This window comes from Paenibacillus sp. JT31N17 (genome assembly GCF_056269255.1).
On sequence record NZ_JBWDNP010000005.1, the window covers coordinates 1 to 23,186 of the forward strand.

General features: G+C 51.9%; 13 protein-coding genes and 1 rRNA gene. 2 read left to right on the forward strand and 12 right to left on the reverse strand.

The features are described from left to right. From AC0YOB_RS17880 to AC0YOB_RS17915, 8 genes are all read right to left on the reverse strand, one after another. Positions 1-72, reverse strand: a 16S ribosomal RNA gene (locus tag AC0YOB_RS17880); the annotation flags it as partial. 736 nt (positions 73-808) lie between these two features. Beyond that, entirely contained in the window at positions 809-2,854 is a 2,046-nt protein-coding gene (ligA, locus tag AC0YOB_RS17885) for an NAD-dependent DNA ligase LigA (protein WP_475793937.1), read from the reverse strand. A gap of 297 nt (positions 2,855-3,151) precedes the next feature. Next, a complete protein-coding gene (pcrA, locus tag AC0YOB_RS17890; RefSeq protein ID WP_475793938.1) occupies positions 3,152-5,497 on the reverse strand; it encodes a DNA helicase PcrA in 2,346 nt (781 codons plus the stop codon). A gap of 360 nt (positions 5,498-5,857) precedes the next feature. Then, positions 5,858-6,568: a heptaprenylglyceryl phosphate synthase gene (gene pcrB / locus AC0YOB_RS17895; protein WP_475793939.1), complete on the reverse strand. Its 711-nt coding sequence runs from the start codon at positions 6,566-6,568 to the stop codon at positions 5,858-5,860. Positions 6,569-6,588: 20 nt separating this feature from the next. Then, positions 6,589-6,954, reverse strand: coding sequence for an STAS domain-containing protein (locus AC0YOB_RS17900; protein WP_210038954.1), 366 nt, complete (start codon positions 6,952-6,954; stop codon positions 6,589-6,591). 33 nt (positions 6,955-6,987) lie between these two features. Next, positions 6,988-9,132, reverse strand: a complete 2,145-nt coding sequence (locus AC0YOB_RS17905; protein ID WP_475793940.1) for an ATP-binding SpoIIE family protein phosphatase — start codon at positions 9,130-9,132, stop codon at positions 6,988-6,990. After that, a complete protein-coding gene (locus AC0YOB_RS17910) occupies positions 9,123-10,958 on the reverse strand; it encodes an AfsR/SARP family transcriptional regulator (protein WP_475793941.1) in 1,836 nt (611 codons plus the stop codon). Before AC0YOB_RS17910 ends, AC0YOB_RS17905 begins: the two co-directional genes overlap by 10 nt. A 200-nt stretch (positions 10,959-11,158) precedes the next feature. Continuing rightward, on the reverse strand, positions 11,159-13,753 hold the full coding sequence (locus tag AC0YOB_RS17915; RefSeq protein ID WP_475793942.1) for a U32 family peptidase: 2,595 nt from the start codon (positions 13,751-13,753) through the stop codon (positions 11,159-11,161). Between the two features lie 270 nt (positions 13,754-14,023). Between AC0YOB_RS17915 and AC0YOB_RS17920 the strand changes: the two genes are divergently transcribed. Next, positions 14,024-14,992, forward strand: a complete 969-nt coding sequence (locus tag AC0YOB_RS17920; protein ID WP_475793943.1) for a sugar phosphate isomerase/epimerase family protein — start codon at positions 14,024-14,026, stop codon at positions 14,990-14,992. A gap of 132 nt (positions 14,993-15,124) precedes the next feature. Here AC0YOB_RS17920 and AC0YOB_RS17925 read toward each other — a convergent pair whose 3' ends face one another. Beyond that, entirely contained in the window at positions 15,125-17,005 is a 1,881-nt protein-coding gene (locus AC0YOB_RS17925) for an S-layer homology domain-containing protein (protein WP_475793944.1), read from the reverse strand. A gap of 244 nt (positions 17,006-17,249) precedes the next feature. After that, complete coding sequence (locus tag AC0YOB_RS17930; protein ID WP_210038960.1) at positions 17,250-18,173, reverse strand: hypothetical protein; 924 nt, start codon at positions 18,171-18,173, stop codon at positions 17,250-17,252. 207 nt (positions 18,174-18,380) lie between these two features. Between AC0YOB_RS17930 and AC0YOB_RS17935 the strand changes: the two genes are divergently transcribed. Then, the gene (locus AC0YOB_RS17935) at positions 18,381-19,076 is read left to right on the forward strand and encodes a response regulator (protein ID WP_475793945.1); all 696 of its coding nucleotides are present in this window, start codon (positions 18,381-18,383) and stop codon (positions 19,074-19,076) included. Positions 19,077-19,626: 550 nt separating this feature from the next. Here AC0YOB_RS17935 and AC0YOB_RS17940 read toward each other — a convergent pair. Both AC0YOB_RS17940 and uvrA read right to left on the reverse strand, forming a co-directional pair. Then, entirely contained in the window at positions 19,627-19,854 is a 228-nt protein-coding gene (locus AC0YOB_RS17940) for a hypothetical protein (RefSeq protein ID WP_210038962.1), read from the reverse strand. A 384-nt stretch (positions 19,855-20,238) separates the two neighbouring features. Next, positions 20,239-23,124 carry an excinuclease ABC subunit UvrA gene (gene uvrA / locus AC0YOB_RS17945; RefSeq protein ID WP_475793946.1) on the reverse strand — a complete coding sequence of 962 codons (2,886 nt, stop codon included), beginning with the start codon at positions 23,122-23,124 and terminating at the stop codon, positions 20,239-20,241. Positions 23,125-23,186 lie beyond the last annotated feature (62 nt).

Here is a 23,186-nt window from a genome sequence, read left to right on the forward strand (position 1 = left end):
AATCCGCTCGACTTGCATGTATTAGGCACGCCGCCAGCGTTCGTCCTGAGCCAGGATCAAACTCTCCATAAAAGAGATCCGAAGATCTCGTGACTTACAGATAAGCTAAAACAGCTCATTCTTTAAAACAAATATCTTGTCGGATCGACGCGATCCATATGTTCAGTTTTCAAGGAACTTGTTTGTCACATTCTGCGGTGACAAGTGTTTATACTATCAGCTTTTGTCGATGATGTCAACACTTTGTTAACTCTTTCTTTCATTTGCTTGAGTTGAGTGTTTTCGTTTGCTTCAAAAGCGACAAGAAATAATGTAACACAGCCGTAAAAAAAACACAACATCTATTTTTAAAAATAGGATCTCAGTATCATTATTTCCCTTAGTTGAAATCAAGAATGCATTATTGTCCAGATGTGACGCTACATACACTGTTAAATTAGGAAACAGGAAACCACCTTGTAGTCATCTGTCGGATGATGAATCTCTTGAATGCTACCAACAGGTTCCGAAAAGTTCTAGTCTCGAACTTATACAATAACCAGGTGACGACCTCGTGCTTGCAGTCTGATACCTCCTTTTGCAGCAAATGAGATACCAGGTAGAGAAAAGTTCATTTTTTCAATAGATATATTTTAGAGGCAAATAGAATCGTTAATCACTGCTTTTTGAATAACAAACCGGCTACTAAGTTTGGAGACCACTATTCGAAAATATAGATAAGCTTGAAGCTCATTATGATGAAAAATCAAAAAGGAATCGGTTGCGGCAAGCCGCAGGCGATTCCTTGCTTCCAGTATTCTCGAATTGATTACTCGCCTAAAAGCCGGGCAAGCTCATCCTCATCTTCGATAACGGTCACACCCAATTCACGGGCTTTGGTCAGCTTGCTCCCCGCACTCTCCCCGGCAATAACGTAGTCCGTCTTCTTGGAGACGCTGCCGCTCACCTTCGCGCCGCAAGCTTCCAGCTTTCTGGCCGCTTCGTCCCTGGTCATAGATGTCAAGGTCCCGGTCAAGACAACCGTCTTGCCGTTGAAAATACTATCGGTCCGGATTGGGGCGGCATGCTCGGCTTCTGCTTTCACACCCAACTCCAGCATGCGCTCTATGCTCATTATCGAAACAGGATCGCTGAAGTAATTGTAAATGCTCTCGGCTACAATCCCCCCGACATCCGGCAGAGCTATTAACTCTTCTATAGAGGCATTCCGGATAGCTTCCAGACTGCCAAGGCTGTCAGCCAGCATCTTGGTCGTCGCTTTACCCGTATTGGGAATTCCAAGGGCGAATAGGAAAGCAGCAAGATCACGCTCCTTGGATTTCTCCAGGGCGGCAATCAGATTATTCGCTTTTTTTTCACCAAACCGTTCGAGACCGATCAAGTTATCATACGTTAACGTATATAAATCAGAAGGATCACGGACACCGCATTCTTCAAACAGCTGTTCCGCGGTCATTACACTGAATGACTCAATATCCATGGCATCTCGCGATGAGAAATGCGTAATCCGTCCAATCGTTTGCGGCCTGCAGTTCAGCTTATTCAGGCAGAAAAGATGAGCGCCGCGAAGCTCAAGTTTTGTGCCGCAGGATGGGCATTCGGTAGGGATCGTAATTTCCTCCCCGGGCTCTTCATCCACTTTGCCGAGAATCTCGGGAATGACATCGTTGGAGCGGCGAATGAAGACGTGGGTGCCCAATGCAAATTTAAGGTTTTTACGTTCAATATCTCCCGCATTGTTCAGCGTACAGTTCTGCACGGTGACTCCGGCCAGTTCAACCGGCTCCACACGCGCAACCGGGGTGATTTTCCCAGTACGCCCTACCTCCCAGGAGACTGATTCCAGCCGAGTCGTCGTTTCCTCGGACTCGAACTTGTACGCAACGGCCCACCGGGGGAATTTGTCCGTATAGCCCAGTACCTGGCGAGTCCGCATATCCGTCAGCTTCACGACAGCACCATCGATCAGATAATCGAGCTCAGCACGCTTAAGAGCAATCCTCTCCAACTCCTCCTGAACCTCTTCGATGGAATCGAAATAAGCCGAATACGAATTGACTTTGAAGCGGTTTTCCTTCAGAAAATCCAGCATTTCACGATGATTATCGAAGGCGACACCTTCCGCATAACCCACATTGTAGAAAAAGGCGCTCAGCTTGCGTTCAGCCGTCAATCGCGGATTCTGGTTGCGCAGAGCTCCCGCCGCGGCATTGCGTGCATTTTTGAGAGGCTCAGCCGCCGTTTGATTGTAGGTATGCAGGACAGACAGATTCATAATCCCTTCCCCCTGGACCTCTATAACCCCATCCTTGAACGGGATCGTAAGGGGAATGGATTTGATCGTTTTTACCTGGGCCAGAATGCCCTCTCCGGTAACGCCATTCCCCCTTGTCGCCGCCTGAACAAGCCTGCCTTGATCATAGGTAAGATTAAGGGTAAGACCGTCAAACTTCTGTTCGATGACGTAGGTTGGATTAGGAAGCGGCGCCACATCAGGGTTCTTGGCATTGTAGTCGGCGATTGACTTGCATACACGGTTATTCCATGTAACCAACGCATCCTGGTCCTGCGCTTTGTCAAGACTCCACAACCTCGAGAGATGACGATGCGGCAAAAATCCTTTAAGAATATCCCCGCCTACACGCAGAGTAGGCGAATCGGGCAGCACATGAAGAGTTGTCTGCTCCAATGAAACCAGTTCGTAATAGAGCGCGTCATAATCTTTATCGCTGATGGTTGAGTTATCCAGTGTGTAATAGTGGTAATTGTGCTGCTCAATCAGGTCAATCAGCTCCCGCATACGTGCCAGCTGCTGCGGCTCGATGCTGTTTTCCGGCTGGATTGGGGTGGTCATCGGACGAATCTTCCTCTCTACACGTCTTATCCTTCTATAAACCAGCATAAGCCAACAGGCTTTGCAACATACCCTTAACCCGCCTTCTGCTCACAGGATCCGCTTTGACACAGGAGCAGCGCACCTAAACTAGCGGGTTGGGTAAACGGAAAGCTGCTCTTGGACGTCAGCTGCGCCGACTTGTAATGTACGGGATGAGGAGGCAGCCTAAATATATAGCTCTTAAACGGATACGAGATTGTCACTAAAGGTTCATGGCGCAGCGCCTGAATTATAGTTCCTCCGCATCATGCAAGCCTATACTTTCGTAATGGGTGCGAAGCTGGCCAGCAGCTTCTTAAGCCCGACCGGTGCCGGAAAAGCAATCTGCAGTTCCTTGTCGTTGCCGCTGCCGCGAACGGCGACCACCGTCCCGACACCCCACTTGGCATGCGAAACCTTGTCGCCTGCCGCGAAATCGCGAGCCGCTTCCCCGCTGGCCGCTGCCGCGCCGCCCGCTGCGCGGGCTGCATCAAGCGGCGTGCTGACCCTTACGCCGCCTGCTCCGGCCGCAGGACCGCCTTGCGCCGCCGGCCGGCCCGCAGCTCCGCCGCGAAAGCCAAATCCGGCCGCGCTGCCGCCTGCGGCTCCGCCATAGCGGCTGCCCCCGCCGATACCGGCGCCGGCCTGCCGCCCGCCGTAAGAGGATGAGGCGACCGCCTTCACCTCGCCGGGCACTTCCTCAAGGAAGCGCGAGGGCGGGTTCGCGCTGGTTCGCCCAAACAGCGTCCGCATCCGCGCACAGGTAAGGTAAAGCCGTTCCTCCGCCCGGGTAATGCCCACATACGCGAGGCGGCGTTCTTCCTCCAGCTCGTCATTGTCCATTAGTGTACGGCTGTGAGGAAAGACGCCTTCCTCCATCCCGATGATAAAAACAACCGGGAACTCCAAGCCTTTGGCACTGTGCATGGTCATCAACACAATCGCATCCTTGACTCCGCCGTCGGGTTCTTCCTTGTTCATGGAATCAATGTCCGCGATAAGAGCCAGATCAGTCAGGAAGGATACCAGCGATTTATCCTCGTTGCGTTTCTCGAAATCCTGGGTTACGGACAGGAACTCGTCGATATTCTCCAGACGCGCCTTCGACTCCAGTGTATTCTCACGCACCAGCTCATCTCGATATCCGCTCAGTTCCAGCACCTTCTCGGTTAACTCCGTCACGGACAAATACTCGACCATGCGCGTCACGTTGTCAATAACATCGCGGAATTCCTTCAGTGCGCCGCGTGCCCGGCCGGTGATATCCAGCCAGTCCAGCTGCTCCAGGAGGGCGAATATGGAGATTCCCTTCTCCCCCGCCTGCTCCGATAGTCTGGCGACGGTTGTATCACCGATCCCCCGCTTCGGCACGTTGACGATCCGCGCGAAGCTGATGTCGTCGTCGGGGTTGGAGATCAACCGCAGATAAGCGAGCAGATCCTTGATCTCTTTTCGGTCGTAGAAGCGAATGCCTCCTACGATCTGATAAGGGATATCGGATTTGATCAGCGTTTCCTCTATAACCCGTGACTGGGCGTTGGCCCGGTACAAAATCGCATGATCGGCAAACTTGCGCCCCGCCGATACATTCTTGCGGATTTCCGAAGTGATGAAATAGCCTTCTTCATGCTCCGAATCCGCCTGGTAGACCGTAATCGATTCTCCCTCTCCCCGGTCTGTCCAAAGCTTCTTGGGCTTGCGGCTGCTGTTCTGCTTGATGACGGCGTTCGCCGCATTCAGAATATTGGCCGAAGAGCGGTAATTCTGCTCCAGCAAAATCGTTCTCGCTTCCGGATAATCGCCTTCAAAATTCAAAATATTGGTGATATCCGCGCCTCTCCAGCGATAAATCGACTGGTCGCTGTCACCGACAACACATATATTATGATGCTTGTCGGCAAGCATTTTACACAGCATATATTGGGCCCGGTTCGTATCCTGATATTCGTCCACGTGGATAAAGCGGAACTTGTTCTGATAAAAATTCAGGACATCCGGCTCATCGGTGAACAGCTTGATCGTCATCATGATCAGGTCATCGAAATCCAGAGAGTTGTTGCTCTTCAATCGCTTCTGGTACGACTTATATACTTTGGCGACAATCCCGTCGAAATAATCACCGATTTTGTTCTCAAACCGCTCCGGCGTAATCAGTTCATTCTTCGCTCCGCCGATTGCGGCCTGTACGCTCTTGGGCTCGAATTTCTTGATATCAATATTGAGATCCTTCATGCAGTTGCGGATAACAGAGAGCTGATCGGCCGAATCCAGGATAGAGAAGCTGGAGGAAAACCCGATCCGGCTGATATCTCTGCGCAGGATGCGGACGCACATGGAGTGAAAGGTCGAGACCCAGATATCCTGTCCGCTCAGCCCTACCAGCGCCGACACCCGCTGCTGCATTTCTCTTGCCGCTTTATTCGTGAATGTGATGGCCAAAATACTCCATGGCGCTACACGCTTCTTCTCAATTAAATAGGCAATCCGGTGCGTCAGCACACGGGTCTTGCCGCTGCCTGCGCCGGCCATAATGAGCAAAGGACCATCCGTTGCCTGCACAGCCTGCTGCTGCGGGGGATTCAATTTTTGAACCGCAGCGTCGATTCCAATATGATTTAGCATAGAGTTAAACAAGCTCCTTTCAGCTTGTCGGGAAACCCGATTCATTATGATTGCATGTAGGGATGAAGTGATCTGTGTTCGCATTTGTTCGCCTATCTTCAGGATAGACAACACGGGGGACAGTGTCAATCGTAATCCTTTTCCTGAAGGACTTTTTTAGGTACAAAAAGCCCTGCTCCGCAAAAAGCAAATTTTCTTCGGCAAGAAGAAACGGCTGTGCCGTCCTTTTTGGCGGCAAAGCGAGTTTCTTCCCTTAGAAATATAAGCAAAGTATGGAGCAATTTTATACTTTCTTATATTTAAATGAAAACGGCTTTCGTAGGCGAACTTACGAACCTGATTCGCTTACGAAAACCGTTTTTATCCCAACTTCACTTCCACACCGCGTACAGCTTCCACTGTCTGCAATGCCTGCTCCAGGTTCTCGTATACCGCATTGCCGACCACAACCGTATGGGCTGCCTCTGCCGCCTGCCGCGCCTTCTCCGGAGTATCGATGCCGCCGCCATAAAATAATTGCGCACCCTGCAGCAGCCCGCGAACCCGTCCAACCAAAGCAATGTCCCCAAACATCCCGCTGTATTCCATGTAAACCACCGGAAGATGCATCAGCCGGTCCGCCATATAAATATGGGCTTCCACATCCTCGATGCTCAGCTCTGTACTCGCTTCAGTGAGTTTGGCCGCCGTCGCTTGACTGTTCAAGATCAAATATCCCTGTGCGCTCGTCTCTTTCCAGGGAATAAAGGCACCGAATTTGCGCAGCGCCTGCACCTGACGGCCCATCATCCATTCCGCATTCGGCGTATTCAGCACCAAAGGTATGAAATAATGGTCGAATCCCGCTACAACCGCATCCTCGTCCGAAACTTCCAGCGCGCACGGCACCTCATACCGTCTGATCCGTGAGAGAAGCTCCACTGTATTGTCATAAGTAACGCCGGTTGATCCGCCAACCATAATGCCATCCGTTCCTGACAGACAAATTGCGTCAAGGGCTTCATCCGTCAGGCTCCGGTCCGGATCCAGCTTGAATATATGTCTCCACGTGCTGTAAATTGCCGCTTGCATGGTTTTCCTACCCCCAACTTCTACAATTCCAATGCTTCGATCCGCTGGATGACGGCAAATTCATTGGGATAGAGCATGAGGTATTCGGTCAACCCCACCATCCGGAACAGTTTCTCATAATGGGGAGTCACTCCCCAGGCAAATGTATGAACGCCAACCTTATGGCCCATTCTGGCGAGCCGGATGAGAACAGCCATGCCTCCGCTGTTAATATAGGTCACCTGCGTCAAATCAAGCGCCATGAAACGAATGCTTTTGCCAAGCTCCACCTCATTCTCCATTCCTGATAACAAACCATTCTCTGCGGATTTGGTCAATTCGCCGCTGAGCTTCAGCACGATGCCGTTGGGAAATTCCCGGATCTCCATCTTAAAGGGTTGTTCCATCGCTTTTGCCGCCTCCTTCCCAAGTTTAGTATGTTAGAACGGTTTGATTTTTCTCAAGAAATAAAGCTCTGTATAAAATCCGCGTTCATCGCGGCCCGTTGCCCAGTAATCCGCCAGCGAATCTATGATAACCAGTCCCCATCCCCTGGGATCGTCGGACTCGCGTTTCTTGGTCATTTCTTCTTCTTCCTTGGAAGCCCGCGGAAAATAGCCGCCGCCTTCATCATATATTTTGCAAACCGCCAGGCGGCTGCCGATCTGGGCAAGCACCGTCACATTCGTGGAGGGATGAAGTTTGTTGCCATGCTCGATCGCATTAATCATGGCTTCGGCCATGGCGCTTTGCACATCCTCGCGAATATTCGACTCCGGCCAGCTTTCCTCAATCCATTCGCCCAGCTCCAGGGCAACCGCCCGTTCCTCGCCCAGCCGGCTGGATATCGACCACTCCCGGGACATGAACTGGTTTTGGATAAACTGCGCGGCGTCGCCGCGTTCGGATGCCACCACATCCAGCTGCGAGAGAGCGCTTCTGTAAGGTCCGGCAAGCTCCAGAATCACAACGGTGCGGTCATCGCTGCCGGCGCCGCATCTCTGGTCCATCCTCTTGAGCCAGCTGTCTACGAGCCGCACAATATCCTCATTTGCTTTCCAGGTGGACAGCTCCGCTTCGAGTCCTTCGAAGCTGTACATTTGTCCTTCCTCATCCACAGCCTCAATCAATCCGTCCGTATAAAGCACAAACCGGTCGCCGGGGTGCAGCTGCAGCGAAATTTCCTCATATGCCGCTTCGGCATCGAATCCGATCGGCAGCGAGCTGCAATCCACGGCGCGGACGCCTCCATCCGCTTTAACAATATAAGGAGAAAGATGACCTGCGCTGGCATATTGAACCGTATCCGCCGTCAGATCGATGACCCCGACTCCAATGGAAACCGAACCTTCATTGCCCATGGCTTCACAGATTTGGCGGTTCATCCGCTGAAGAACCTTGGCCGGATTTCCGTTTCGCCGGATTTCCGCCCGGAACAGCAGCAGCAGGGCTGACATCAGCAGAGCTGCCGGCATGCCTTTTCCTGAAACATCCCCGATCATGACGGCGAAGCGGCCTGGACTGAGCGACACCACATCAAAAAAATCACCGCCCACTTCCCGGTAAGGCTGACAGCGCGCCGCAATCCGATAGGACCCTATCGTCAGATCCCCCGGCGGCAGCAGCTTCTGTTGTACATTATACGCAAGCTTAAGCTCACGCTCCAGTGACTCGTATTCCCGGTCGATCCGGCTCTGCAATTCATTAAAGGCCACAGCGAGCTCGCCGGCTTCATCATGAGAGATGACCGGCATCTTGCCGCTCAGCTGCTTGCGCCCACCGACCAGCCCCCTGATATTTCGGACAAGCCCGCGCAGCTCACGTCTGAATTGCAGCGTCACATAGTAAAACAGCGCAAGCCCCATGACGAAATAAAACAGGGCAATCTGACCGAATTTGATCGTGTATTCCGGATCATGCGAGGCTTCGGCCATAACGGCAAGCTGAAACAAATTCAGCAGGGCCACCAGAAAGGTGCTGGCGAAGGTGAAAAGGAGCGGATGCGCAATCGATGCCCGGCCGACGAAGCTCCCGGGCCAAGGCTGCAGCTGCAAAATAATAGGACGAAGCAGCCACCGGACCGATGTGAAAATAAGAATGGCAACCGTAATCGCCAAGCTTACCTCGCCGGCAACCACGCCGATAACCGAAAGCCAATCGATCTGCTCCCAGCCTTGAACCACGCCCGTACGTATCAGAAGAATCCCGTGATAGATGATCAACACAATCATGCCGGAAACGGCCAGACCAAGCAGCAGCTCGTATGGGAGACGAAACAGCCGCTCAAGCGCGCTGCGGGTGCGCTGCTCCGAATTATGACCGCCCATTGCCAGAAAAACCGGCCCAAGGCGCCAATTCGAAACAGCGGCCAACGCGAAAGCCGCCGCAATAATTCCCAGCAGCGTCGCCGGCAGAGTAACAGGCAGCAGATCGTGTATGGAGCGGTTGAAAATAAAAATGTTCTCCGCATGCAAAATCAGCATGCCCGCCAGCAGCGAAAAAAAATAAACCAGCAGCAGACGTTTAATGAGCTTCCGCCCGGGGAGTATCGATAATGGAGAGGAGGATATCGGGTTCATCTCCATAGCAATCGTTTAATCTCCTCAACCGGCTCTGTACCCAGCTCCTCCATGCACATTCTCTCCAGACGCTTGTACCATCCGACGGCTTCCGATCTGCGGCCTTTATCCAGATAATGACGGATAATCGTCTCATATGCCTCTTCCTGCTCAGGACGCAGGGCAATCCATTCACCCAGACACTGCTCCACCATCATATCGTCCTGCATGTCCGAATAGTAGATAGCCAGCCGCTTGAGCATAATCGTCTGTCTATCCATCATCTGATCGCGCACCCGATCAAGCCATTCTGCGCCTGGAAGCTCTGTGCCCAGCTGCCCGTATAACGGAAGAGCCTCTTCGTACAAGCGGCAGGCCGCTTCCCGGTCGTCCACCCAAAGCTGGTCGCCCACCCGGGACAGGGTCATAAAGGTTTCGGCATCCACCTGGTCCACCATATGCTCATCCACGGCAATCAGCCCCCGCTTAGCATAAACAGGATCCACGGATATTCCCATATCCTTCAGGGATTGCCTCAAATCATGGAGAGAAACATACAGCTGATTGGATCTTTTGGCCGGGTCACCCTCCCCAAACACACGATCGATGACCTGCTCCCGGTTCGCCTTATAGCCGGGCTGGAGCAGCAGATAAACAAGCAGCTCACCTGCCTTGCGCCGCTTCCATACAGGCACGGCTACAGAGCCGTTCTGCAGGGAAGTGAAACTGATTCCGTCGATCAATTTGACCCGCCATCGCGGTTGAGCGAAGGGGAAATCATCATCCGCCTCTTGGCTTGCTCCCAGGGATGCATTCGACTTTCCGTCACGACCGGCCGATTCAAGAGCAATCGGCTGCTGATTGGCATCGGCATCCGGGTCAACTGCCGCCGCACCGGCGGACAATGACTTCATCTCCAGCAGGGAAGACCCAAGGTGGGCCGCTGCCCTTAATGTTGCGGGAGTTGCCACCAGCTGATGCAATCGCTCCACCGTCTCAAGCGCAACAGCTGCAGACTCTGCTTCTGACCTCGCAATCGACTGGCGGGCTCTGGCCGCAGCCGCATAAATCTGAATTTCGATATCGTCGTCAAACAACGACTCCGGGTTGGGGTCTGCCGCTCCCATAAGCACAGCCCTGCAGAGGTAAGCATATCTGGCGGGCAGTTGCTTGATAAGTGGCTCTGAAGCCGTCTGGTCTTTCAGAATTTGGTATAAGGCTTCGCTGTAGGGCTGCTCTGCCATGTTACGGTTCAACCAATGCATCCACAGGTTCCATTCGGGCTCCGCAACCGACTGATTATTGAAGAGCAGGCGGTCCAGCAGGACAAAACCCGCCCACACAGGCTTGCCCTCCTGCCGAAAACGCTCGGCCGACGCCAGGAAAAGGGCTTCGGGGACGGAGTGGTTCTTCTCCAGGTTTTCTCTTTCGTTGGCTTCTGCCCTCGCGATTGCCCAAGGCACGAAACCACTGCATGCCTCGGGTGTGCGCGCCCATTCCTGGCGGAGAAGTTCTATTAACGGACGTGATTCCTGGACGTCACCCACCTGCTCGTAGAGGAGGGCCAGCATACCCAGCATCGCCAGCATCGAGGCCTCGTCCGCCTGTGCAGCGAAGCCCTTCAAAGCCATTTCCAGCAGCTGCTGCGTCTCGACAAGCCGCCCGTGAAGCAGTCCATCCTCGCACTCCGCCCGCAGCAGCAGCGGCGACTTCAGACGAATGTCTTGTGGAATCTCAGCCAACTGCTGCATGGAGAGGGTTCTTCCATCGAGCAGTACCTGCTCCATATTCAGTGTTTTACTTAACCAAGCATCGTTATGCAGCAGTGGTTTATCGTTTTGTCCATTATGCATCCTCGCCACATTCACCTTTACCTGCCAAGCATTTCACTTAAATCGCCCTGAAAAGCTTGCAGAATAGAGTTAATTAATGCTACTATTCGCCCTGTTTCACGAAATTCCTTCCCTGCCATAAGCGTTATTGCAGGCAGGCTGAAGCGGCATGAAGAGGGGAAGAGGGAGACTCCGGTTGCAGTCTCCCTCTTCCTCTTTCTTTATTTTACCAATTGTCCGCGTGTGACTCCCAGCTGATTGGTCGCCTTCAAGCTGCGCCAAACGCGGGTACCACTGATCCGTCCGGCAATGGCGTCGCTGTAGAGATCGATAACTTCATGCACCTTCTCTGCTGTTTCTTCCAGAAATTCAACGCGGAAGGAGGATACGCCCAGATCCATGAACTGCCCTACATATTCGGCGCCCGACTGTTCAATGGCATTATAGACGGTATTGCGGCAGCCTTCATCCACACGGACCGGATGCGACATGCCGATCCGGTCCTGCAGGGAAACGCGCTTCTCTTCGCAGGGACGGCCGCAGTTGGTGAAATCGGTCCCTTCGCTAAGGAAGGTGCAGTACACACAGTGCTCGGTATGGAACATCGGCAAATGCTGATGAATGACAACCTCCAGCTTCGAGGTGTCCGAGCTGCCCAGCAGATCAAACATTTGCTGAACGTTCAAGTCATAAGACGGTGTAACCAGACTGCAGCCCGCATCGGTGAAAAGCGAGGCTGCCTTATGGTTCGCGATATTAAGCGAGAAATCCCCGATTAATTGGGGGAATGGCTCTCCCGGCCGCTCGGCCCGTGCCTTCAAATAGTAATAAAGCGCTCCTGTATTCCGGACAAGCACAGCATCCGGCTGCAGTTTCAAAATATTCGCATGGTAGCCGTTCTCACCAGGCATATGGATACGCGGAGTCGCGAGCGCGATCGGCATGCCGGCGCTTCGCGCGAGTTCAATGGCGGCGGGGAACTGCTTGATGAATTCGAAGTCGGCATAAACCATGCCGACCTGCGAATGCACCGCCGCCTCTACTTGAGGCAGGCTGCGGCACAGCGCCGTCAGCCTGGCCGCTTCAGAGCGGGGCGCAGCTGCGCGTCCAGCCTGGGCCGCTGCTGCCCGAGGTGCGGCCTGCGGCGTCGATATGCCGCTGCCCGGCGGCTTCATCAACGGACTGGCGGTTGATCCCGCCGAATCCGCGTATACCTCAACCGTTCGTTTTACATAGACGGGAGGTTTGGGTCTCTCACCCGTGAGCTGCTCCACCGCTTCGCGGCGCATGCGGTTCAGCTCCCGAATAGGCACGATCAAATCGCCAATAAGCTCCGCTTCCAGCGATTCAAGCTGATACACCGTGCCTCCAAGACGGCCCAGCTGCTCTTCCAGCAGCGCTTGGTCCATGGGGCGTTTCTGCGCCTGCTCCAGCGGCAGCTCGGATACAACCTCTACAGTTGTGCCCTTCTGTACATCCGTCCACCAGGTATGCAGGGGCTGATCCAGCTGACCCCGGACCGAGATATGAAGCGGGAACACCCGATACGGCTTCTCCGTCTCGAAGGAAGCGCGCAGCCGCTTGTCCAGGGCCGGATCACTTGTTTTCCAGACACGGTCACCGACATGAACACGGTGCAGATCAACGTCGCTGCGTCCCGGCACAATATCCAGCAGAGTGCCTTCCTGCGCTTCGCCCTCCAGCTTCACGCCCTGCCGGCGGATATCATAGACGCGTCCGCCCTCTTCCTTCTTGGTCGGATCTCCGGCGTCGAAGACAATGCCGTCGCCGCGTTTGAGCGGAGCCTCCAGGCGGCAGACAACGCCGTCGCGAAGCACCCGTTCAACCCGGCCCAGATAAACGCCGCGGCTCTTGGGGAATGTGCCTTCCACCAGCTGCTTGTTGTTCGTTCCGCTCAAGAAGCCGTGGGTAAAGCCGCGGGAGAAGCTTTGCTGCAGCTCTCTGACTTCTTCCCTGGAAGGAGCCGAGCGGTCGCCGTCGAAATAACGGTCAATCGCCTTGCGGTATTTGCTCACCACGTTCGCCACGTATTCCGGAGTTTTGAGCCGGCCTTCGATTTTGAATGATGTGACGCCCGCTTCAATCAGCTCCGGCATGATATCGATAGCGGCCAGATCCTTGGGCGAAAGCAGATAGGTCACATCCCCCATCGGCTTGTGCACGCCGTCAACCATCAGATCGTAAGGCAAGCGGCACGCCTGCGCGCACTCACCGCGGTTTGCCGAGCGTCCGCCCCACATTTCAGAGGTCAGGCATTGACCGGAATAGGACACACATAGCGCGCCATGAACGAAAACTTCCATGGGAAGCTTGGCCTGCTGACCAATCGTCTTGATCTGCTTCAGATTGTTCTCCCGCCCCAGCACGACCCGTTCAATGTCGAACGGCTTGGTGAATTCGACCGCCTCCGGCGAAGTAATCGTCATCTGGGTTGACCCATGGATCGGAAAATCCGGGGAAATCTCCCGAATCAGCTTGACCAGTCCCAGATCCTGCACGATCACGGCGTCCACACCCGCGTCGATACAAGCCTCGATCAGACGTTTGGCATCTTCCAGTTCACTTTCAAACACCAATATATTAAAGGTTAAGAAGCCCTTCACACCATAGCTGTGAAGAAAAGCCATGATTTCCGGGAGCTCCTCCGTCAAAAAGTTATTTGCCCGCGCCCGTGCATTGAATTTCTCAACACCAAAAAACACGGCATCCGCTCCATTGGCCACCGCCGCGCGCATACAATCCCAATCGCCCGCCGGTGCAAGCAGCTCAACGTCTTGCCTGTTCAATGTTACCATCTTTCCTTCTCGCCATCCTATCTGTTCGTTCCTATTTCTATAAGTGTACCAGAGCAGACAAGATGATTCCACCAGCAACTCATGCAAGTGTTACCAGCATTTCGTCTGCGGAGCGCCTTCAGCTGCCGGAGTGAGCGCTTTCAACTATTGGCCCTCTTTTTATGTCATTTTGCTATTGCCTCTTCAGGCCCTTATACTTCATTAATGGCACATGTTATAATAATGTCATTCACAAGCTGTCCAATACGATTGGGAGGTATCTGAAAACTTATGAAACTTGGTGTATTTTCTGTATTATTTGCGCAAAAAACATTTGAAGAGTCTCTCGATTACATTGCATCCAAAGGGTTGGATGCCATCGAAATCGGTACAGGCGGATACCCGGGCAACGCCCACTGCGATCCCGCTGAGCTCTTGGCCGATGAAAGCAAGCTCAAAGCGTTCAAGGATGCCATCGACGCACGCGGCCTGACGATCAGCGCATTCAGCTGCCACGGAAATCCGCTGCATCCGCAAAAAGCGATTGCCAGCGAGCATGATGCTGCGATCCGCAACTCCATTAAACTGGCCTCGAAGCTTGGCGTAACGGTTGTCAATACGTTCTCCGGCTGCCCGGGCGACCATGAGGATGCCAAATATCCGAACTGGCCTGTTGCGCCTTGGCCAAACGACTATCAAGATATTCTGAAATGGCAGTGGGAAGAGAAGGTCATTCCTTACTGGTCCGAAATCGCCAAGCTCGCTACCGAGAATAATGTGAAAATCGGTCTTGAGCTGCATGGCGGCTTCTCTGTCCATACGCCTGCAACGCTGCTTCGTCTTCGTGAAGCTGCCGGTGACGCAATCGGCGCCAATCTTGATCCAAGCCATATGTGGTGGCAGGGCATCGATCCTGTACAGGCTGTACATATTCTGGGCCGTGCCGGAGCGATTCACCATTTCCATGCCAAGGATACTTCGATTGATCCGATCAATGTCAACAGCCATGGCGTAACCGATATGCAGTCCTATACGTTAATGCTTGACCGCGCATGGCAGTTCCGTACCGTCGGCTATGGCCACGATATGAAAACCTGGGCTGATATCATCAGCGCTCTTCGTCTTGTCGGTTATGATTATGTAGTAAGCATCGAGCATGAAGACGGCCTGATGTCCGTTGATGAAGGCTTTACCAAAGCTGTCGAAAATCTGCAGCAAATCCTCATTCGCGAGCCTGTTGGCGATATGTGGTGGGTGTAGATTCTTTAAGAAAAATATTAAAACTCCAGTTCCGCTTTTATCAAGCGGCGCTGGAGTTTTTTTCTGGGACTGCATACGCATTCCCTGATCCATACGGTCTCTTTCTATAGAAGAAAGCATACAAGCCTGTTCTCAGGGTGGTATGACTGCCGCTTTGAACCTTACTCCTTCGAAAGCCTCGAATATATGCTGCAAAATAATATAGGTCTGCTCATGTGTGAGCCGTCCCCGCGGATTAAAGCTTCCTGTTCCCGTTCCATTCATAAGCTGCAGCTCGACTGCCCGATAGACCTGCCCGCGTGCCCAGAGTGAAATCTGTCCTTCATCGGCGAAAGCTGAAATAGCCCTGTCCTGTTCTTCTCCCGCCGTCCCCTCTACGGATTTATTCAACAAATCAAACAGCCGGATAAGCATTACTGCCGCCTCCTGCCTTGTAATGGTCTGATCTGGAGCAAAGGCATCAGGGGATGTCCCCACGATAATTCCGGCATGAACCGCTTTGGATATGTAATCGTCATCAATGTCCTTGAAAGGTGTCGGGGTCGACTCCAAAGGCCTGTCAAGTATGTTCTCGCATAGTTGGGCCGCCATCACGGCAAAACCGTAGCGGCTGATCGGCTCCTGATAAGCCTCATCGAAGAAGCTGCTGATGATTCCGTTGCTTTTCGCTTTCCGGTAATCGCCAAGCGCCCAGGCGCTCACCTGCTTGGCCTTATCAGGCTTTACCACATCGACAAAAATCGTCTGCTTCTCCTGAAAATATGATTTCAACACAATGCGCGTCTGCCCGATGCCCTCCGCTTTAATATTCCCCTGCCCATCCACAGCTGCAACCTTGGGATTCTCCGATGCAAAGCTGTATGCTCCCTCGGCGGACTCCGTGCCTGCCTTTATCCTTGTCGCCAGCTGGACCTCTTCTCCCTGATTCAGCTTCATTTCCTGGGCTCTAGATTTCACAACCGGCAGCATTTGAAAAAAAACCGTGTTGAAATTCACTTCGGCTGCCTGGCCGCTTTTGTCGTAAATCCCCGTTATGCGGACACTGAATTGATCATTGTCTTCAATCTCGGAAAGCTTGTCCGGTCTGAAAATAATGCAGAACGGAATGCCGAAGCCGCTCGTTTCCACGTTCATGTATTGGCCTTCCTTATCTTTATCCAGCGTCTGAAAGCTCCATGTCTTCTGGTCTCTCGTCCGGGTGAGTGTGACGCGTATCCCGGTCGTTTGCTGATTGTCGTAGATATCGGGATTAAGCGATACCGACCAAGCGTCCCGCGGCGCAAATATTTCACGCGGAAAATATCCGGAGGAGGGCCAGCTTACATAATCATAGTCCACTTCCGCCTTAGGGCGATCATGATTAAACGCATACATGGACGCGTAGGGGTATAAATGCTCGCTGTTTAACGGTACGAATCCAAACATCGTTTTCTTCATGGCCGGATTCAAAATCCAGCGGCGATGTCCGATTCTGTCAATATTGCTCATATCGCTGTCGGACATATAACCCAGAACATTGCTGTACAATGTCGGATCCCCGGCGTATAAATTACTGGAGCCTGCACCTTTGTAACCGAGATTGAACATCTCCTCCTCCATATCCGGAGGTCTTGTCGGCGTATGTGTCAGCTTATCGTTGACCGCATTGACCAGCGCCGTTGTCTGCTGCTGCAGCTCCAGGCTCCAGTCCGGTTGTATGTCATCCGGGAGGCCGGCCAAGTATCTCACAAAATTAACAGCTTTGATTCCATCCAATATGTAATCGGATTCAAGTTTGCCTGCCGCATAAGGCGATGTCAGTGAAGGCTGCATTTCATATATTTCGGGTGTGTTCATATAATCGAAACCGATGGCCATTGGTTTGTATTGATTCCATTTTTGCATAATATCCTGTTTGGTGCGCTGCTGAGAGCTCTCCTGCACATTATTGCCGTTCACGGCTGCTGCTCCGGCAGCACTTATAAAAACGCTCATTAACAGTCCAAGGAAAAATATTTTGGATTTCCACGTCATCGCGTACTCAACTCTCCTTAAGTAAACGGCTATTTATAGAGAACGTTCACAAGTGCACACATCCACATTTTCCTATTATATCGTATATGCGACGCTGTCCACCATATTGGGCTTGCCATCTGCCGGAAATATACGCGGTGATGATAAATAGAAAAATGCCTGATGCATGGGGCATCAGGCGTGCTTGGTTGTTTATTTTAAGCTGCGATCCGGTCCTTCTTTGCTGCCGAGCTTGGTTCGAATATTAACTGAACAGTTTGCGGGAAATACCAACGAAAAGATCCGGTATGATCGCGCGGGTTTTTATCGTGAAAAGACCGCCGATGGTTTTGGTTTCCACTACAGGATAGCGCAGCTTCTCGAAGGTCATTGTTACTTTGCTGTTTGTGCTCGTTTCAAGCTGGCTGATCAGCATGCCCATTTCCTTTTGAATTCTGTCGATAATTTGTTTGTTCAGCGAAGGCATCATATTATGAATTCCCTGCTTGAATTGTTTCGCTATTTCATCCTTGCTTACGAAAAGCCCGACGATGAAATCGGGTCCAGGAAGATCAATATCGATATTATCCACCTTTTCGCTGATAAAAGTGTTCAGATCCGGTCCTGTAAACGGACTTAAGTAAAGGTCGGCTTTAAGTGTTGCCCCCTGGTCCTTGCCCACAATGCCGATAGAACCGTCGTTGATGAATGCCGAAAGGCTATCCAGACCCATTTTTTGCTGTACTCCCGTGGTCATGGCGCTAATCTGCGCTTGCGTAAAGCTCTGCTGTGTTGTACCGTCCACCCGCATTACATAAATATCCTGGACTTTGGAATTGATCTGATTGAATTGGAAGGTCTGTGAACGGTACACCGGAGCGTAGATCGGAATGTTGAATGGCGGGATCTTCATGATCGTATGTGTTGCCAACAGGTAACCCTTAATGGTTTTAGGATAGGCATCGGGTACAGCAATATTGAATGAGCCGGCTGCATCTGTTTTTGTTTGAAAGGAAAAGCCCGGTATGAAACTATTCGCAAATCCTGCGGGAAAGTCGGTTCCCAAAAATATCTGAGCATCCGCCATAGGTTTGTACGATGCCGGGTTCGGGTGCGCAGGATTCGTTGAGTAGCTGGAGATAAACAACGTCACATTTGTAACCTCGTGCAGTTTTCCAATCACATTCATTATTCATTCCTCCCCAAATTGGCTGATCCGATCCTTATCATAATCCAATGGCCCGGGTGGAAATATACTCAGAATAGTGATGATTGACAGATGAAGCAAGAATCTTGTAAGGGTGAAAAACTTAAGCTATAGTGAATGGGATACTGGAACAAAACAACAGATTTACTAATGGTTTACCGTGCATTCAGGTTGGATGGGGGGATGATGATGACCCGGATCAGAACGTTCATATGCGAGGATGATGAGTTATTTTGCCAGATGCTGACGGACTACATTAATCGAGAGCCCGATATGGAAGTGATTGGAACCGCTTCCCATAAGCAGCAGCTGATTAACGAGGTTCGCAATGCGAGCATGGATGTGCTTTTATTGGATCTGAATTTGACGGAAAATAATTTTGACGGCATAGAAGCCGCCATAGAAATTAAAGCGATGCATCCCGGACTGCAGATTATCGTTTTATCCTCCTTCGATAGTGAGGAAGTGATGACTGATGCTCTTGCTTATGCACGCGTCAACAATTACATCACCAAAGAGCATTTTCGGGATATTCCTGATGCTATTCGGGCCGCTTACACGGGAAGACCGAATCTGCATTATTCTTCGGCAGGGAAATTATTGAACAGATTCATTGTCTCCCGGCAGGATGAGCTTAAACAAATGCTGACTCCCGTTCAAATCGATATTTTAAGGAAGCTTGACCAGGGATATTCCCGAAATGAGGTAGCGGAAGCTCTGTTTTATACACGGCAATCTATCAATAACGAGCTGTACAAGGCTCAGAAAATTATAAAAGGCAAATTTCCTTATCTGGAATGGCTGCGGCTGAAAAAGCATAACACCCGGCATCTGATCGAGCTTTCCAGACAGCTGGGCCTCCTGGAACAGGACAAACGAAATTAATATACTCAGAAACTTGAGTATATCGGCATTGTTTAATTCTGTTGTAAGCTTACTTTCGAAGTGCCGCTCCACGGCAAAACAAAGCCTCATGAAAGGATGACGTATGATGAAACGGAACCTGCTTGTTTTTCTGATCCTTCCTCTAGCCGCACTCACATTCATGTTTACCTTCAACCCGCAGCCGGATCCCCCTGGGCTAACTTACACTTCCTTTAATCCGCAGCCGGACCCGCCAGGATTTATCTGAAGGGAATGGATTACCGACTTGTAGAGACCAACACCGCAATAAGGGGTTGGTCTCTTTTTCTGTAACGAGGCAATTACCGGAGCCGGGCCGATGCAGCTTCAAACAGACCGGCAGGAAGCCGCCCCTACAGCATTATTTCGGTTACCGCATGAAAAAGCGGCTTTGCCGTCATCTGGCGGCAAAAAACTTTGTGGATGCCACATCGTATACAACACTCATTAAAAAAGCCGCTGGAGTCTTGTCATGCAAGACTTCAACGGCTTGTTATGTGGGCATGCGGATCTTATTGTCAGCGTCGATGACCTAAGCTAACCATACTTTGAATATCATGACATAATCAGCAAAAAGGAACACTAGCGTCGAAAGCGCTGTAAATCCGATAGCAAAAATGTTTTTCTTCGAACGGGCTTTCCACAGACGAACCAGCCCAATCAGCAAAACAATCGTGAACACCAGCATCATAATATCGAAGGGATCGAACTTTTTGATGGTGCTTGCAGTTGCGGCAGCCTCGGCAGCAAGATGAAACATGGGTGAACCTCCTTCATTTTCGCACATAGCCTATATTAGTTTATGTTAGCCTGAGCGGGCCTTTGTTGCAAGTCCGAAATGCGAATCGTAACAAGTTTGTCACCATTTGCATAAAAATTCAGAAAGCATACGTCCATAGCTGCCCTTTTCCAACCGGTGAAGGAAAAAACAATCTTTGCAGCTGTCACTTGTTGAACTGTATTTCCCCTATTGGCCCTGTACCTATAAAATGTCCATCTCTGCCATCATCTATAACAAGATGTAAGCAAAATATCCATGATCCAGCATCCAACATGTAACTATAACCGGGCTTTCATTGAAAAGCCCCCAAACGATCAGGCTCATTTGGAGGCTTTGATTACGTACAGATGGCAGTTCAGGCAGTTAATCTGCCATGCCGGCCGCCACGCTGCCTTCGGAGCTTTGCTGTTCAATTGTACGCTGGCGATCCCTCTCAAGGATGGGTTTCAGGTAGTGGCCGGTGTAAGAGCCTTTCACCTTGACCACAGCCTCCGGCGAACCGGTTGCTACGATCGTTCCGCCGCCGCTGCCACCTTCCGGACCAAGATCAATCAGATAATCCGCCGTCTTAATGACATCCAGATTGTGTTCAATTACAAGCACGGATTCGCCGGAGTCCACTAGCCTGTGCAATACAATGAGCAGCCGGTCAATATCATCCACGTGAAGGCCGGTAGTAGGCTCATCGAGAATATACAGCGTCTTCCCCGTACTGCGGCGGTACAGCTCCGCTGCCAGCTTCACACGCTGCGCTTCGCCTCCGGACAATGTCGTGGCAGGTTGTCCAAGGTCCATATAGCCGAGGCCGACATCCAGCAGCGTCTGGAGCTTGCGGTGGATTTTCGGAATGTTTTTGAAAAACTCGCAGGAATCCTCGATCGTTAATTTCAGCACTTCCGCAATGCTTTTCCCTTTGTACTTCACTTCCAGCGTTTCGCGGTTGTAGCGTTTGCCCTTGCAAATCTCACAAGGAACATAGACATCCGGAAGGAAATGCATCTCGATCTTGATAATGCCGTCTCCGCGGCAGGCTTCGCAGCGTCCGCCCTTGACGTTGAAGCTGAAACGCCCCTTCTTATAGCCGCGCACCTTCGATTCGGTCGTCGAGGCATAAACATCGCGAATGTCATCGAATACGCCGGTATAGGTCGCCGGATTGGATCTTGGCGTACGCCCGATCGGAGATTGGTCGATATCGATAACCTTCTCGATATGCTCGAGACCCCGGATTTCCTTATGCTGGCCAGGACGTGTCTTGGCTTTGTTCAGATCACGGGCAAGCGTTTTATAGAGAATTTCGTTAATAAGCGTCGATTTGCCCGATCCCGATACCCCGGTTACGGCGGAGAAAACACCCAGAGGAATTTTGACATTGACTCCTCTCAGGTTATTTTCTTTGGCGCCGCGGATTTCCAGCCACTTGTCACTGGTCTCCCGTCTCGACATGGGGACAGGGATAAACTTGCGACCGCTGAGATAGGCGCCGGTAAGTGAATTCTCGTCGTCCATGACCTCCTGAGGCGTGCCCATGGACACAACCTTGCCGCCGTGGATGCCCGCGCCAGGCCCGATATCGATAATATAATCGGAGGCAAGCATGGTATCCTCATCATGCTCGACAACGATAAGCGTATTGCCAAGATTGCGCATATGCTCCAGCGTTTTGATCAGCTTGTCGTTATCCCGCTGATGCAATCCGATACTCGGCTCGTCCAGGATGTAGAGCACACCCATCAGGCTAGAGCCAATCTGCGTCGCCAGCCGGATTCGCTGGGCTTCTCCTCCTGAGAGGGAGCCTGCCGCCCGGCTGAGCGTCAGGTATTCCAATCCCACGTTAACCAGAAAGCCCAGCCGGCTGTTGATTTCTCTTAATATGAGATGGGCGATCGTCCTGTCCTTCTCATTGAGGTTGAGCGAATCGAAGAAGCGCTGCGCCTCGCCGATGGATAAAGAGGTGACGTGGGCGATGTTCTCACTGTCGATAGTGACAGCCAGACTCTCTTTGCGAAGCCGCTTGCCTTTGCAGCTGCCGCAGGGCTTCGCGCTCATATATTGCTCAATATGCTCCCGGATGCCGTCGGAACCGGTCTCCCGGTACCGGCGCTCCAGGTTATTGACAATCCCTTCAAAAGGGACAAAAGCTTCCTTGGCATGGCCGAAGTCATTTTGATAACGGAAGCGGACTTTCTCGCCGCCTGTTCCATATAACAGCTTCTTCATCTGCTCAGCCGTCAGCTCGCTTACCGGAATATCCCGCTTAATTCCGTAGTGTTGACAGACCGAATCAAGAAACTGGGGATAATAATTGGAGGTGCTTCCCGCCCATGCCTCGAATGCGCCATCGGCAATCGATTTGTCCGGATGCGGGACAAGCAGATCCGGATCCACGATCATCTTGGCCCCGAGTCCGTCACATTCCGGACAGGCGCCATAAGGACTGTTAAAGGAAAACATCCGCGGCGCCAATTCATCAATGCTGAACCCGCAAATCGGGCAAGCCAGGTTGGAGCTGAAGAGCAGCTCTTCCTTCTCCATCACATCCACAATCACCTGGCCGTCCGAAAGTTTGAGGGCCGTCTCCAGGGAATCGGCAAGACGGGTATGAACGTCTTCCTTCACCACGATCCGGTCCACGACAACCTCGATGCTGTGCTTCTTGTTCTTCTCGAGCTCGATCTTCTCGCTGAGCTCGCGCAGCTCGCCATTGACCCGAACCCGTACGAAGCCCTGCTTCTGAACATCAGCGAGCAGCTTGGTATGCTCCCCTTTACGGCCGGAAATAAGCGGGGCCAGGATCTGCAGCCTCGTCCGCTCCGGGTATTCCATAATTCGGTCCACCATCTGCTCGACAGTCTGCGAAGTAATTTCGATTCCGTGATCCGGGCAATGCGGCTTGCCTACACGCGCGAACAAAAGCCGCAGGTAGTCATAGATCTCTGTAACGGTACCAACCGTTGAGCGGGGATTGCGGCTCGTCGTCTTCTGGTCGATTGAGATAGCCGGGGATAACCCCTCGATGGAATCGACATCAGGCTTTTCCATCTGACCAAGGAATTGGCGGGCATAAGCGGACAGCGATTCAACATAGCGGCGCTGTCCCTCGGCGTAGATCGTATCGAAGGCGAGCGATGATTTGCCGGAGCCGCTCAATCCGGTCAGAACGACGAATTTATCGCGGGGAATGGTAACATCGATATTTTTGAGATTATGGGCTCTTGCCCCTTTAATGACGATGGAATCGCTGGCCACTTTATTGCTCCTTCCAAATTGTATGAATATATTTCTTTTATCCTCTAACCAGTTTGCTTATA